A 13,505-nucleotide genomic window follows, 5' to 3' on the forward strand; every position below is an offset into this window, starting at 1 on the left:
CCCGTACTGGATCCGGACCCCCCGGTTCGGCGAGGATCGCTGTATGCACACCTCGACCGTGGACTCCCCGCCCCGTCCGCAGCACCGCGGCACCGCCGGTCTCGCCGGCGCCCTGGCCCTGGGCTCGGCCCTGCTGCTGATCCTCGTCGCGGCCAGATGGAGCCCGTTGATCAGCGCGGACGGGGACATCGCCGCCACCACCCACCGCTGGGCGGTGGACGAACCGGTCCTGACCCAGGTGTGCCGGATCCTCACGGACTGGGTGTGGGATCCGTGGACGATGCGTCTGCTGTGCGCGGCCGTCGTCGTGTGGCTGGTGGTGCGGGCGGCGGCGCGCTGGACGGCGGTGTGGCTGGCGCTTGCCGTCGCGCTGGGCACCCTGCTGCAACAGGGCCTCAAGGCCGCGGTGGACCGCCCGCGGCCGGTCTGGCCCGACCCGGTCGACTCGGCCCACTATTCGGCGTTCCCGTCGGGCCACGCCATGACCGCCACCGTGGTGTGCGGGCTGCTGCTGTGGCTCCTGCACCGCCACGGCGTCGGCCGGGCCGTGTGGCGTTCGGCCCTGGCCCTGGCCGTCGTCTCCGTGGTCGGGGTCGGGCTGACCCGGATCTGGCTCGGCGTCCACTGGCCGTCGGACGTGCTGGGCGGCTGGCTGCTGGGCACGACGGTGGTGGCCGCGGCGGTGTGGGCGCACCGGCGCTGGCAGCCCTGAACTCCCAGCCGCCTCACGGATCTTGCCTCGCGCCCCGGGAGGGCCTCGTAGGATCGCCGCATGACCGCCGTGCTCTTCGACTTCTCCGGGACCCTCTTCCGCGTCGAGTCCACCGACTCCTGGCTGCGCGGTGCCCTGGCCGGGTCCGATGTGCGGCTCACCGAAGCCGAGTTGACCGCCGCCGCGCTGGCGCTGGAGTCGGCCGGGGCGCTGCCCGGCGGCGGTGCCCCGGCGCGGGTCCCGCAGGACCTGGCCGACACCTGGCTGATCCGGGACCAGAGCGCCGATCTGCACCGGGCCGCCTACACCGGCCTGTCCCGGCAGGTTCGGCTGCCCGATCCGGCGCTGCACGACGCGCTGTACGACCGCCACATGACCCCGGCGGCATGGGCCCCCTACCCGGACGCCGTCGAGGTGCTGCGCGGTTTGCGGGAGCGGGGCGTCCCCGTCGGGGTGGTCAGCAACATCGGCTGGGATCTGCGGCCGGTCTTCCGCGCGCACGGCCTGGACCCCTACGTCGACACGTATGTGCTGTCGTACGAGCACGGCATCCAGAAGCCGGACCCGCGGTTGTTCGCCGCGGCCTGCGAGGCGCTCGGCGCCGATCCGCGCAGGACCCTCATGGTCGGTGACGATCGCCGGGCGGACGGTGGCGCCCGCGCCCTGGGGTGCTCGGTGCACTTCGTGGACCACCTGCCGGCGGCCGACCGGCCGGACGGACTGCTGCCGGTCCTGGATCTGGTGAGCTGATCCGGGGACGCCGTCCGGCGACGGACACCTGCCACACAAGTAGCCTGAGGCCACTACCAGGGCGGATTGCTCGCCCGCCTCGGACGATCCCCCGCGTCGCCCGAGGCAGACGGCATCACCGGCCCAGACCTGACAGGTCGTGGCCGGACGCTCTGAGTATAGTTGGCTGGCAGCCAGTCAACACAGGAGTTGCAGCATGTCTCCGCGTAGCGCCTCGGTCAATGAAGAGTTGCGGCGGCGTTCCCGGGAGCGGCTTCTGCAGGCGGCGGTCGAGCTGGTCGGCGAGCGGGGCTACGACGCGACCACACTGGGCGACATCGCGGACCGGGCGGGATCGGCCCGTGGCCTGGTGTCCTACTACTTCCCCGGCAAGCGCCAGCTCGTGCAGTCCGCCGTGCACCGGCTGATGCACCGCACGCTGGAAGAGGCGCTGGAGCGGGAGCCTCGCACCGAGGACGGCCGGGAGCGGATGGCCCGGGCCATCGACGCGATCCTCGGCCTGGCCCGGGACCGGCCCGTGCTGATGCGCCAGCACATGGCCGGGATCCTTCAGGCCGAGGGATTCATGCAGTGCCCGGAGCAGCGGCGGCTGGCCGAGCTGCTGCGGGACACCATGGCCCGGCACGGCTCGCCGGACGTCGACAGCGACTACCCGATGATGCGCGCCCTGCTGATGGGTGCCGTGTACGCGGCCCTGGTGCCGGGGGTGCCGATGCCGGTGCCGGTGCTGCGGGCCGAGTTGTTCAAGCGCTACCGGCTCGACTGGGAGCTGGGCCTCCCGCCGGAGGCCGGAGCCGCCGGCGGGAGGTGTGACAAGGATCTGTCGCGGTTCTTTGCGACCGGGGCCGCACCGGAGTGCGACCCGCGGGATCAGTCGAAGTAGTCCGGCTGCGTCTGCACGTTGAGCTCACGCTGGTGCACCCGGCGGGCCGGGTCGGTGCGCCGGTCGTCGATCTTCAGGACGTCGAAGCCCCGGGCGATCTCGTTCGAGTAGATGTAGCCGTTGTAGTAGTACGCCGACCACGAACCGCCCGACTTGATCACGTCGGTGGTCAGCGGGCCGCGGTCGAAGTAGGCGATCTCCTTCGGGTTGGCCGAGTCGGTGAACTCCCAGACGGAGACGCCGCCCTGATACCAGGCCTGGACCATGACGTCCTTGCCCTTGACCGGGATGAGCGAGCCGTTGTGGGCGACACAGTTCTCGGTGTCCGCCTGGTGACGGGGGATCTTGAAGTAGCTGCGGAAGACGAGCTTGCGCTTGTCACCCTTGCCGACGATGTCGTAGATGCCGTCGGCGCCGCGGTTCGGACCGATCTCCGCGTTGCAGGTGGCCGCGCCGCCGCCGCCCAGCTCGTCGGTGAAGACGACCTTGTTCGCCTTCTGGTTGAAGGTCGCCGAGTGCCAGAACGCGAAGTTGACGTTGTCCTGCACGCGGTCGATGACCTTCGGGCGCTCCGGGTCCCTGATGGAGAACAGGATGCCGTCGCCCATGCAGGCGCCCGCGGCCAGGTCCTTCGACGGCAGCACGGTGATGTCGTGGCAGCCGGTGGTCTTGGAGACGCCCGGGTTGGTGGGTCCGCCCGGGTTGCCGCCGCCGTCCGGTCCCTCACCTGGGAACAGCACGGGGAAGCCGACGACCTTCGCCTCCTCGGGGGCGTTACGCGGCACCTTGATGACGGAGATGCCGTCGTGCGGCGGCTGGCAGTCGGGGTAGGCGGCGTTCGGCGAGTACGAGGAGACGTACACGTAGACGTTGCGCCGCTCGGGCACCAGCGTGTGGGTGTGCGAGCCGCACGCGGTCTCGACGGCGGCGACGTACCTCGGGTTGCGCTTGTCGCTGATGTCGAAGACCTTCATGCCCTCCCACGAGGACTTCTCGGTCGCCGGCTGGGTGGTGCTGGAGCAACTGCTGTCGCTGCGCGAGGAATCGGTGGACAGGAACAGCAGGTCGCCGGAGACGGAGATGTCGTTCTGCGAGCCGGGGCACAGCACCTGGGCGACGGTCTTCGGCACCTTGGGGTTGCTGATGTCGAAGATGCGGAAACCGTCGTAGTTGCCCGCGAAGGCGTACCTGCCCTGGAAGGCGAGGTCCGAGTTCGTGCCCTGGAGCACGTCCTTGGGGACGTGGGCCAGGTGCCGGATGTTGTCGGAGTGGACGATCTCGTCCTGGCCGGGTATCTCGCCGCTCTGGATGGCCTCACGGACCTCGGCCTGAGCACTCTTGGAAACCTTCTTCGGCGCGGGCGGCGCGTCCCCCGGGTCGGGGGTGGCCACTGCCGGGGCCGCCGTGAGGAGCGCGGCCAGCAGCCCGCCGGCGGCAGCCACAACTCCTACGCGTCTGCGGCGTGTTCTGCGGTCGTTCAACAGGATCACTGTTTTCCTCCCTGGTTCCGTTCACTGCGGAACGGTTCACGCACCACGCAGTATCGTCTTCGCCATGCACATACCAACAGGGGGCAACAGAACCGCAATGAAGTTTCCCGATCAATGACCCGCGGAAGCGTGCCAGTACGTCGTCCGCAACACGAGGTGTGTCCCAACCCGCCTGCCACAGGAGGTCGTTGTGCTCTTCCGCCGTGCGTCTCGGGCGTCCGCCGTCACGACAGGGCTGGTCACCCTGGCCGTGCTCGCGGTCGGAGGCTGTGACTCCGGTCCGGACCGCAAGCCGGCCGCCGCGGACGGGCCCTCCGTGATCGCCCCGGGCCAGCCCGGCGAGGCGAACCGCACGCTGTCCGCCAAGGAGGCCGCGGACGCACGCGAAGAGAACGACTCCCCCAACTCCGCCGACGTCTCCTACGTCCGCATGATGATCGAGCACCACACCCAGGCCCTGGTGATGACCGAACTCGCCCCTCGGCGCGCCGGGTCGAAGGACGTGAAGCGCATCGCCGAGCGCATCGCGGCCGGCCAGAAGCCCGAGATCGAGGCGATGAAGGGCTGGCTGAAGTCGTACGGCAAACCGCTGAAGGCCGAGCGGCACGAGCACGCCACGATGCCCGGCATGGCGACGCCGGCCCAGCTGAAGAAGCTGCGCGCCGCCGACGGCAAGGCGTTCGACCGCCTCTTCCTCACCTTGATGACGACCCATCACCAGGGCGCGATCACCATGGCCACCGACGTGAAGGGGCAGGGCAACAACGTCCGCGTCGAGGAGATGGCCGACGAGGTGATCGCACAGCAGACGAGCGAGATCACCCGGATGCGGAACATGCTGTGAGCTCGTTCTTTTTCTTCTGATCTCGAACGGTGTCCCGACCGAGGTCACTCACCTGGGCATTCACCGGACATGAGGGCGGCCTTCATCTCGTTCCTCAGGAGGTTCGATCTCGAGCACACCTTCCGGTTCGGCAAGCAGACTCCCGGCTGGACCACCCCGAAGGTCCGTACTCCCGAAACCGCGGACCGTTGGACCTGGCTCGTGGTGGTCGCCCACACCCAACTCCGTCTCGCCCCCGCACCCCGCTACGACGTCGGCAAGACCGTCAAACGGCCCGAGACTCTCAAGGCCATAGCCAGACCTGGCCGAGCTTGGCAGAAAAAGAACAAGCTCACGGCGGTCGAAGCTTCACTGCCATACGTCCGGGTGGTTTACCCAGCGCATCCGCCGATCTACCGTAAGCACCCCATTACGCTCACTGTGTATCCAATTTGGCCACCCTAAGTGACAGAGGGAGAGGGATGCGCGCGATCCCGCAGGCCGACTGGCGATTCGCGCCTCCCCTTTCCGGCCATCAAGGATAGACGTGAGGAGATCTCTGTGAATTCCATACTGAAGAAGGCACTCGCTTCCCTCTCGACAGGGGCGGTAATGGCCCTCGGTATCGTTTCCGTAGCGGCCTCACCTGCAGTTGCTGTCGAGCGATGCGAGCACCAATCCACTCGCTATGACCGGACAGAGTACTTCACCGACTTCGACTTCTGCATCCAGGCGGATGAGGGCGAGGTGAAGGTTTCGATCGAGAACTTCACCTGCTTCCAGAGGGGTGCGCGTTTCAGGGATCTCCCCAATCCCTGTAAAGTCACCGGAGGCATGGTCCAGACACTGAAGAACGGAATCAGTAGCTACAACAGCCCGATGCCACTCGGGTACACCAACGACCTCCCTAGACATTGGGAGGCAAGCCTCCCGGGGTGCGAAGACGGAGACTTCGTCAAGGCATTCATTGACGACCTTCACGTCTCCTACGAGTATGGCGATATTGCCGGGAACAGGTGGTGGCACGAGGTCGCCTATCAGACGGCCTTCGTGAACGGCGGCGTCCGCTGCTGAACCGATTCCCTTGAGCCCGGCATGCAGGCAGATGCAGGCAGAGGACGGCTTGGACGAGACCTCGTTCGGGGCACAGTTCGAGATCAGAAGACAAGCTGAGCTTGTTTTCATGGTTCGGCGTCGAACGCTGCTCGAACTTGGCCGGCTTTCCAGCGCTTCCGGTCGGAGCTGTGCGCGTGTCTGAAGGGACCAAGCCCCGGCTCCGCGACTCGGAAGCGGCCGACCGGTGGACGTGGTTGCTAAGGGCTGTTGCGGATCACGCTCTTCGGCGTCTTCGTTCTGCTCACGGCGCTTCCGCTTCGGCGAGCGCTGGCGTCCGGTGGTGACGTCGATGCCCGCGTTCCGTCTCCGGCCGAGGCAGGATGACGCGCCAGTGCGCCGGCCCGGCCGGGCGTCCTGCCAGGGGCCCGGTTCAGCGTCGAGCGCGGCGCGGTGACAGCAGACCCGCGTCCCTGGCCTGGCCGATCAGCCTGAGGCAGGTGCGACGGCTGTGCCCGGTCGCGCCCATGACGGCGAGGACCGGGTCGGCGCCCTCGCGCTGGGCCGCGCGGTACTCCTGCGCCACCCGCCGCCGCCCCTCCGCGCCACGCGGCCAGGCGGGCCGGGCGCGGCGCCCCTCGCCCTCACGGCCGTCGGGCCCCTCACCGCACGCCTCGGCCATCGCCTCCTCGATCCAGTCGGCGAGCACGGCCAGGTCGTCCAGGCACAAGGCGGGCTGCGCGCGCACCTCCTCGACGCAGACACAGCCGCCGCCCACGACGGCCAGCGCGTCGACGCGGGCGCCGTCCGCGAAGGCCAGCCGGAACTCGAACCACCGGGTGGCGCCCTCGTTCTCCCGCACTTCCCACGCGGGGTGCACGGACACCGCGCCGTCCGCCGGAGAGCGATCAGAAAGATTCAGAAAGGAGGCTTCCAGCACACACGGAACGTAACCGCATGATCACATTCCCTACAGATCAGACACGCACCCGAGCCCGTACAGCACCCTGTCAGCGGAGCGGGCCGGTGCGCCGTCACTCGCCGAGACGGGCGGCCTGGCGGGCGGCGGCCTCGAGGAGGGCGTCCAGCAGCCCCGGGAACAGGTCGTCCAGGTCGTCCCGCCGCAGCCCGTTCATCTTGGCCGTGCCGCGGTACACCTGCCGGATCACCCCGCTCTCCCGCAGCACCCGGAAGTGGTGCGTGGTGGTCGACTTGGTGATCGGCAGGTCGAAGTGCGAGCAGGACAGTTCACCGCTCGCACCGGCGAGCTCTCGCACGACACGCAGCCGCATCGGATCCGAGAGCGCGTGCAGCACTCCCTCCAGCCGGATCTCGTCACGCGCGGGATGCGGCAGGTCACGACTGCTGACGGCGGGGGACGTCACGGCGGCTCCACTTCCTCGGGAACGTCCATGGTACGAGAACCCTCGTAGTTTGACATCCACCGTACTACGATGCCTATCGTACGAGTCGACATCGGCCCCGTGAACGAATGGAGTCCGCCGTGACCGCGCTCTTCGAGCCCTGCACCCTGCGCGAGCTGACGATCCCGAACCGCGTGTGGATGCCCCCGATGTGCCAGTACTCGGCGGCGCCGGAGGGCCCGGAGACCGGGGTCCCCGACGACTGGCACTTCGCGCACTACGCCGCCCGCGCCACCGGCGGCACGGGCCTGATCATCGTCGAGGCCACCGCGGTGTCCCCGCAGGGCCGCATCTCCCCCTACGACCTCGGCATCTGGAACGACACGCAGGTCGAGGCGTTCCGCCGCATCACCCGCTTCCTCGCCGCGCAGGGGACGATTCCGGCCATCCAGCTGGCACACGCCGGCCGCAAGGCATCGACGGACCGCCCCTGGACGGGCGGCGCCCCGGTCGGCCCGGACGCCCACGGCTGGGACGCGGTCGCCCCGAGCCCGCTGGCGTTCGACGACCGGCACCCGACCCCGGCCGAGCTGACTGTCGATCAGATCGAGGACATCGTCGGGCAGTTCGCGGCGGCGGCCCGCCGCGCGCTCGCCGCCGGCTTCGAGGTCGCCGAGATCCACGGCGCCCACGGCTACCTGATCAACGAGTTCCTGTCCCCGCATTCCAATCACCGCACCGACACCTACGGCGGCTCGTACGAGAACCGCACCCGCTTCGCCCTCGAAGTGGTCGACGCCGTACGGGAGGTGTGGCCGGACGACAAGCCGCTCTTCTTCCGCGTCTCGGCCACCGAATGGCTCGACGAGGGCGGCTGGACGGCGGACGACACGGTCCGCTTCGCCGCCGACCTCCGGGACCACGGCATCGACCTGCTGGACGTCTCCAGCGGCGGCAACGCCTCCGGTGTCAGCATCCCCACCGGCCCCGGCTATCAGGTGCCCTTCGCCGCCCGGGTGAGGAACGAGACGGGCCTGCCGGTCGCCGCGGTCGGGCTCATCACCGACGTCGAGCAGGCCGGGAAGATCCTGGCCAACGGCGAGGCGGACGCGGTCCTGCTGGGCCGCGAGCTGCTGCGCAACCCCTCGTGGGCACGGCTCGCCGCCCGGGAACTCGGCGCCGAGGTGCGGGTGCCGGACCAGTACCACCGCTCGGTCTGATCCGGCACACGCAGAGGCGCTCCCCGTCGTCCCCGTGCACGACGTACCGGAGCACGTCGTCAACCGGTCGCGCACGGCGTCAACCGGTCGCGCACGCCGTCCCGTTGAGCGTGAACGCGGCCGGAGCCGCGCTGTTGCCGCCGTGAGCGGCCTGGTAGCCGATGCTCACGCTGGCACCCGGCGCGATGGTGCCGTTGTACGAGACGTTGGTGGCGGTGACCGACCCTGACGCAGGCGTGTACGTGGCGCCCCAGCCGCCCGTGACCGTCTGCCCCGCGGGCAGCGTGAAGCCGAGCTTCCAGCCGTTGACGCCGGTCGTGCCGGTGTTGGTGATCGTCACGGTGGCGGTCAGGCCGGTGTTCCAGGCGTTCACCGAGGCCGTCACCTTGCAGGCGCCGGGCTGGGGCTGGGGAGCCGGGCCGGAGCCGTCCAGGCCGAAGAAGGTGAGCGCGCGGGACGCCATGCCCTGGGCGTACAGGTTGTGGCCGACGCCCTGGAGGCTGATGGCCTCGACGGGGGCCCGGTCACCCGTACCGCCGTAGCGGGTGCGGACCCAGCCGGACTGGGGGGTGTCGGTGGTGGTGGGCGTCTGGCCGACCCCCTGCACGTCGGTCCACTGCTTGATCTGCTCCCCGAAGTTGGGGTAGCGCAGCACGTCGTCCTCGGTGCCGTGCCAGATCTGCATCCGGGGCCGGGCGCCGGTGTAGCCGGGGTACGCGCCGCGGCCCAGGTTGCCCCATTCCCTCGGGGTGCGGGTGACCGTGCCGCCCGCGCAGGCGCTGTTCCACTCGGAGCCGTCGGTGGTGGCGAAGCAGCCGAACGGGACACCTGAGAAGGCGGCGCCCGCGGCGAACACGTCCGGGTAGTCCCCGAGCAGGACGTTCGTCATCATCGCCCCGGAGGAGATGCCGGTGGCGAAGATCCGGCCGGTGTCGGCGTTGTAGGTGCGAGTGGTCCAGTCGATCATCGACTTGATGCCGACCGGGTCGCTGCCCCCGCCGCGGCGCAGGGCCTGGGGCGATGCGACGTCGAAGCACTTGCTGCTGCGGGTGACGGACGGGTAGAGCACGATGAATCCGTACCGGTCGGCCAGCGTGTCGTACTCGGTGCCGTTGTACATGTCCGGGCCCGAGCCGGTGCACCAGTGCACGGCCACCACGACGGCCGGCTTCGGGGTCACGCTCTCCGGCACGTACAGGTACATGCGCAGGTTGCTCGGGTTGGTGCCGAAGTTCGTGACCTCGGTGAGGGCCGCGGCGGGTACGGCCCCTTCCCGGGCGGAACCGCGGGCGGGCCCGTCGGCGGCGGCCGCGGGTGCGGTGAACGCGGTGGCCGCGAGCAGCGGCAGCAGCGCGGCGACGAGCGCGAGGAGCAGCGACCGCCGGGGTCTCCTCGCCGTGCGGTGGGGGGTGGCAGTCACATCCGGTTCCTTCCGTCGTGGGGCGCGGTGTCGAGGAACGTCGTACGGGCGGCTCGGCGATGCGTCGGCCCGCCTCGGGGGATGGTGGCATGGACATGGCTGCCATGGAAGCGCTCCCACAGCCAGTCCGGGGTTGTCGGCGGTTTGACGAGACCTGGCCGAATACGTTCTGCGCGAGGCGTTGACTAGAAAGCGCTTGCGGCCTACGTTCCGTTCAGCAGTGTGACCGCAGGACGCGAGTGGGCCGCGTTCGTCGTGGATGGCGAACAGGATGACGGACGTCATTCATGTACGTGATGCACTCGCCCCCACCCGCTCCCTGCAACCCCCCACGGAACGCACGACCACCGGAAGACCCGACCCCATCCACCCCCACGACAGAAGGAATCGGGACATGACTTCTGCGACACGTCCGCCCGCCCGCCGCAGGCGCGCGACGACCGGCGCGCTGGCCACCCTCGGCCTCACGCTTGGCATGATCATGACCACCCACGCCTCCACGGCGAGCGCCGCCACCTGGCCGACCCCCAACGGCAGCCAGGGCACCTCCTCCACCATCTCCGTGTCCGGCACCAAGGACTACGGGATGAAGCGCTTCTACGGCACCGGCAGCCTGGCCGGCGACGGCCAGGAGGAGGGCCAGGACCCGATCTTCAAGCTCTCCGACGGCGCGGTGCTGAAGAACGTCATCCTCGGCGCGCCCGCGGCCGACGGCATCCACTGCGAGGGCAGCTGCACGCTGCAGAACGTCTGGTGGGAGGACGTCGGCGAGGACGCCGCCACCTTCCGCGGCGGCAACGGCGCGACCTACCAGGTCATCGGCGGTGGCGCGAAGAAGGCGGCGGACAAGGTCTTCCAGCACAACGGCGGCGGCACCCTGACCATCTCCAACTTCGCGGTGCAGGAGTTCAAGACGCTCTACCGCTCGTGCGGTGACTGCTCCACGCAGTACACCCGCAAGGTCAACCTCAACACCGTCGACGTGACCGGCACCGGCTCCACCGCGCGGCTCGTCGGCATCAACGTCAACCGCAACGACGTGGCGACGCTGCGGAACATCACGATCCGCAACGACTCCGGCCGCAAGGTCGTCCCCTGCCAGAAGTACAACAACAACACCGCCGTCGGTTCGGGGCCCGACAGCAAGAACTGCCTCTACTCCGCCTCGGACATCACCTACCGGTAGTCCCGGGCGGCCCCCGGTTCCCCCCACGGTGAAGGCGGCCGTGCGCAGTGCCCAGGCGGCGCCGCGCACGGCCGCCGGCGTCATGTGCCGCGTACGCGCGCGTGCACCGCCCCGATCAGCTCCCGCCGGTAGTCGGTGTAGGCGGCGCGCAGGTCGGCGCCCGGCCAGTCGGCGGGCAGGAGGCCGGGCGGCAGCACGGGGTCGGCGAGCAGGTGCCGCACGACGGCGGCGAAGGCGGTCAGACGGTCGGCCGGGCGGGAGGTGCCGGCGATGTGGGCGAGCAGGGCCCGGGCCGTGCCGGACCAGTCGCCCAGCGGCCACAGGGTTTCGGCCAGTTCGCGCGCGGGCCGGTCGGGGCGGGCCGTGTAGCGCTGGACCACCTGGTCCAGATCGCCGGGGAGGGCGCGGCTCAGGTTGTCCGGGCGCAGCCACACGCCCTCGCGCAGTTCGGCCAGCCGCAGGCCGGACAGCCGGGCGCGCAGGTCGGCCCGTTCGGCGGGCCCGCGTCCCGTCGCGGTGATCACGACCATCTCCCAGTCGCCGTCCCACGCGCGGGTGCGTGGGCGCACGGCGTCGTCCTGGCGGCGCTGGCGTTGCAGCAGCCGGTCGCTCAGGCGGTAGCCGCCGTCCGTGCGCCGCAGGTCACCGGCGGCCACCATCCGGCTCAGCGCGGCCCGCAGCGTGGAGCCGCCGACGTCGAAGCCCTCCAGCAGCCGCACCAGCTCCCGCGCCGGCAGCTCCGGGGGATGCGTCCCGAGCAGCAGGCTCAGCACCACCGACCGGGCGGACAGCGGGCGCAGATCGAGCGCGCCGGACCGCGCCGGGACGTTCATCGGCATGGTCACGTACTGTACGCGGCACCCGTCTGTGTTGCAGGATTGCTGCGGCCGCAGGAGGAATGCAACACTCGCGGCATGGTCTCGACACCGGACGGACAGCAGGTGCGCGGCGGACCCGCCACGCACGAGGTCACCAATCAGGCCCCGCCCCTCATGCCCTACGACGCCTCCGACGACACGGCCCTGCTGGAGGGGCTGCGACGCGAGGGCGCGGGATGGGCCGAGGAGGACCTGCGGCGGCTCGGCCGGCAGGCCGGCAGCATCCAGGCGCAGGAGTGGGCCGACCTGGCCAACCGGCACGCACCGGAGCTGCGTACGCACGACCGGTACGGCAACCGCGTCGACGAGGTCGAGTTCCACCCCGGCTGGCACCACCTGATGCGCACGGCGATCGCGGAGGGACTGGCCGCGTCGCCCTGGACGGACGACCGGCCCGGCGCCCATGTCGTCAGGACGGCCGGCGGACTGGTGTGGGGCCACACCGAGGCCGGGCACGGCTGCCCCACCTCGATGACCTACGCGGCCGTCCCCGCTCTGCGCCGGCAACCGGAGCTGGCGAAGCTCTACGAACCCCTGCTGACGAGCCGGGAGTACGACCCCGCCCTGCGGGAGCCCACCGGGAAACGCGGGCTGCTGGCGGGCATGGGGATGACCGAGAAGCAGGGCGGCTCCGACGTCCGGACGAACACCACGACGGCCACGCCGACGGCCGAACCCGGGATGTACACCCTGCGCGGGCACAAGTGGTTCACCTCGGCGCCGATGTGCGACGTGTTCCTCGTGCTGGCCCAGGCACCGGGCGGGCTGTCGTGCTTCCTGGTGCCGCGTGTACTGCCCGACGGCACCCGCAACACCTTCCGCATCCAGCGGCTCAAGGACAAGCTGGGCAACCGGTCCAACGCCTCCTGCGAGCCCGAGTTCGACGGGACGGTGGCCTGGCTGGTCGGCCCGGAGGGGCAGGGCGTGAAGACCATCATCGAGATGGTCAACTGCACGCGGCTGGACTGCGTGATGATGGCGGCGGCGCTGATGCGCAAGTCCCTCGTGGAGGCGGGGCACCACGCCCGGTACCGCAGCGCGTTCGGCGCGCGGCTGGTGGACCAGCCGCTGATGCGCAACGTCCTGGCCGATCTCGCGCTGGAGTCCGAGGCCGCCACGACGCTCACCATGCGGCTGGCCGGGGCGGCCGACCGGGCGATCCGCGGGGACGAGGCCGAGGCCGCGTTCCGCCGGATCGCCACCACCGTCGGCAAGTACTGGGTGACCAAGCGGGGCCCGGCCTTCACCGCGGAGGCTCTCGAGTGCCTCGGCGGCAACGGGTACGTGGAGGACTCGGGCATGCCCCGGCACTACCGCGAGGCTCCGCTGCTGTCGATCTGGGAGGGCTCCGGGAACGTCAACGCGCTCGACGTGCTGCGGGCGCTGCGCCGTGAACCGGACACGGCACAGGCCCTGTTCGGTGAGCTCGCCCTCGCCCGAGGGGCGGACGCCCGGCTGGACGCGGCCGTGGCGCGGCTGGAGGCGGGACTGTCCGGGGCGTCGCAGACGACGGCACGCCGGCTCGTGGAGCAGATGGCCCTGACACTCCAGGCCTCGCTCCTCGTGAGGCACGCCCCGCCGGCGGTCGCCGACGCGTTCTGCGCGACGCGGCTGGGAGGCGACTGGGGGCACGCGTTCGGGACGTTGCCGGATTCGGCGGGCCTGGACGCGATCGTGGAGCGGGCGCTGCCGGGCGAGGGGCGACGCGGGGTCTAGGCACCGCCGG

At 70.5% G+C, this 13,505-nt stretch carries 13 protein-coding genes and 1 pseudogene; 9 read left to right on the forward strand and 5 right to left on the reverse strand.

Annotation, left to right across the window (positions count from 1 at the left end):
* Window positions 1-43 precede the first annotated feature (43 nt).
* The 3 genes from AC0665_RS18550 (at window position 44) to AC0665_RS18560 (ending at window position 2,345) form a co-directional block, all read left to right on the forward strand.
* Complete coding sequence (locus AC0665_RS18550; protein ID WP_468637761.1) at window positions 44-712, forward strand: phosphatase PAP2 family protein; 669 nt, start codon at window positions 44-46, stop codon at window positions 710-712.
* A gap of 60 nt (window positions 713-772) precedes the next feature.
* Complete coding sequence (locus tag AC0665_RS18555; RefSeq protein WP_468405534.1) at window positions 773-1,462, forward strand: HAD family hydrolase; 690 nt, start codon at window positions 773-775, stop codon at window positions 1,460-1,462.
* Window positions 1,463-1,658: 196 nt separating this feature from the next.
* Entirely contained in the window at window positions 1,659-2,345 is a 687-nt protein-coding gene (locus AC0665_RS18560) for a TetR/AcrR family transcriptional regulator (protein ID WP_363117754.1), read from the forward strand.
* Here the strand turns inward: AC0665_RS18560 and AC0665_RS18565 are convergent.
* Window positions 2,333-3,835, reverse strand: coding sequence for an LVIVD repeat-containing protein (locus AC0665_RS18565; protein ID WP_478610396.1), 1,503 nt, complete (start codon window positions 3,833-3,835; stop codon window positions 2,333-2,335). The genes AC0665_RS18560 and AC0665_RS18565 overlap by 13 nt on opposite strands.
* Window positions 3,836-4,025: 190 nt before the next feature.
* Between AC0665_RS18565 and AC0665_RS18570 the strand changes: the two genes are divergently transcribed.
* The 3 genes and pseudogenes from AC0665_RS18570 to AC0665_RS18580 all read left to right on the forward strand — a co-directional run bounded on the left by AC0665_RS18570 (window position 4,026) and on the right by AC0665_RS18580 (window position 5,732).
* A complete protein-coding gene (locus tag AC0665_RS18570) occupies window positions 4,026-4,679 on the forward strand; it encodes a DUF305 domain-containing protein (protein ID WP_478705359.1) in 654 nt (217 codons plus the stop codon).
* An 87-nt stretch (window positions 4,680-4,766) separates the two neighbouring features.
* Window positions 4,767-4,917 (forward strand): annotated as a pseudogene (locus AC0665_RS18575) (NF041680 family putative transposase); the annotation flags it as partial.
* Window positions 4,918-5,219: 302 nt separating this feature from the next.
* Entirely contained in the window at window positions 5,220-5,732 is a 513-nt protein-coding gene (locus tag AC0665_RS18580) for a hypothetical protein (protein WP_478705360.1), read from the forward strand.
* Window positions 5,733-6,144: 412 nt separating this feature from the next.
* Here AC0665_RS18580 and AC0665_RS18585 read toward each other — a convergent pair whose 3' ends face one another.
* Both AC0665_RS18585 and AC0665_RS18590 read right to left on the reverse strand, forming a co-directional pair.
* Window positions 6,145-6,597, reverse strand: a complete 453-nt coding sequence (locus tag AC0665_RS18585) for a DUF6214 family protein (RefSeq protein WP_478705361.1) — start codon at window positions 6,595-6,597, stop codon at window positions 6,145-6,147.
* 148 nt (window positions 6,598-6,745) lie between these two features.
* Complete coding sequence (locus AC0665_RS18590) at window positions 6,746-7,096, reverse strand: ArsR/SmtB family transcription factor (RefSeq protein ID WP_478610400.1); 351 nt, start codon at window positions 7,094-7,096, stop codon at window positions 6,746-6,748.
* 119 nt (window positions 7,097-7,215) lie between these two features.
* Between AC0665_RS18590 and AC0665_RS18595 the strand changes: the two genes are divergently transcribed.
* Window positions 7,216-8,295 (forward strand): NADH:flavin oxidoreductase/NADH oxidase, encoded by a 1,080-nt coding sequence (locus tag AC0665_RS18595; RefSeq protein WP_478610401.1) that lies wholly within the window; start codon window positions 7,216-7,218, stop codon window positions 8,293-8,295.
* Window positions 8,296-8,374: 79 nt separating this feature from the next.
* Here AC0665_RS18595 and AC0665_RS18600 read toward each other — a convergent pair whose 3' ends face one another.
* Window positions 8,375-9,715, reverse strand: a complete 1,341-nt coding sequence (locus AC0665_RS18600) for an extracellular catalytic domain type 1 short-chain-length polyhydroxyalkanoate depolymerase (RefSeq protein ID WP_478705362.1) — start codon at window positions 9,713-9,715, stop codon at window positions 8,375-8,377.
* A 394-nt stretch (window positions 9,716-10,109) separates the two neighbouring features.
* Here AC0665_RS18600 and AC0665_RS18605 point away from each other — a divergent pair, with 394 nt between their 5' ends.
* Window positions 10,110-10,901: a pectate lyase gene (locus tag AC0665_RS18605; RefSeq protein WP_468405515.1), complete on the forward strand. Its 792-nt coding sequence runs from the start codon at window positions 10,110-10,112 to the stop codon at window positions 10,899-10,901.
* A gap of 80 nt (window positions 10,902-10,981) precedes the next feature.
* Here the strand turns inward: AC0665_RS18605 and AC0665_RS18610 are convergent, their stop codons facing one another.
* Window positions 10,982-11,740 (reverse strand): PaaX family transcriptional regulator C-terminal domain-containing protein, encoded by a 759-nt coding sequence (locus tag AC0665_RS18610; protein ID WP_468637770.1) that lies wholly within the window; start codon window positions 11,738-11,740, stop codon window positions 10,982-10,984.
* A 75-nt stretch (window positions 11,741-11,815) separates the two neighbouring features.
* Here AC0665_RS18610 and AC0665_RS18615 point away from each other — a divergent pair, with 75 nt between their 5' ends.
* Window positions 11,816-13,495: an acyl-CoA dehydrogenase family protein gene (locus AC0665_RS18615; protein ID WP_478705363.1), complete on the forward strand. Its 1,680-nt coding sequence runs from the start codon at window positions 11,816-11,818 to the stop codon at window positions 13,493-13,495.
* The last annotated feature ends 10 nt before the right edge of the window (window positions 13,496-13,505 follow it).

The organism is Streptomyces sp. NPDC043685, assembly GCF_056436585.1.

Excerpts from the sequence above, each read along its gene's own strand:
- AC0665_RS18560 (WP_363117754.1), top strand. The coding sequence starts at position 1,659 with ATGTCTCCGCGTAGCGCCTCGGTCAATGAAGAGTTGCGGCGGCGTTCC.
- AC0665_RS18610 (WP_468637770.1), bottom strand. The coding sequence starts at position 11,740 with ATGCCGATGAACGTCCCGGCGCGGTCCGGCGCGCTCGATCTGCGCCCG.
- AC0665_RS18615 (WP_478705363.1), top strand. The coding sequence starts at position 11,816 with ATGGTCTCGACACCGGACGGACAGCAGGTGCGCGGCGGACCCGCCACG.
- AC0665_RS18550 (WP_468637761.1), top strand. The coding sequence starts at position 44 with ATGCACACCTCGACCGTGGACTCCCCGCCCCGTCCGCAGCACCGCGGC.
- AC0665_RS18605 (WP_468405515.1), top strand. The coding sequence starts at position 10,110 with ATGACTTCTGCGACACGTCCGCCCGCCCGCCGCAGGCGCGCGACGACC.
- AC0665_RS18555 (WP_468405534.1), top strand. The coding sequence starts at position 773 with ATGACCGCCGTGCTCTTCGACTTCTCCGGGACCCTCTTCCGCGTCGAG.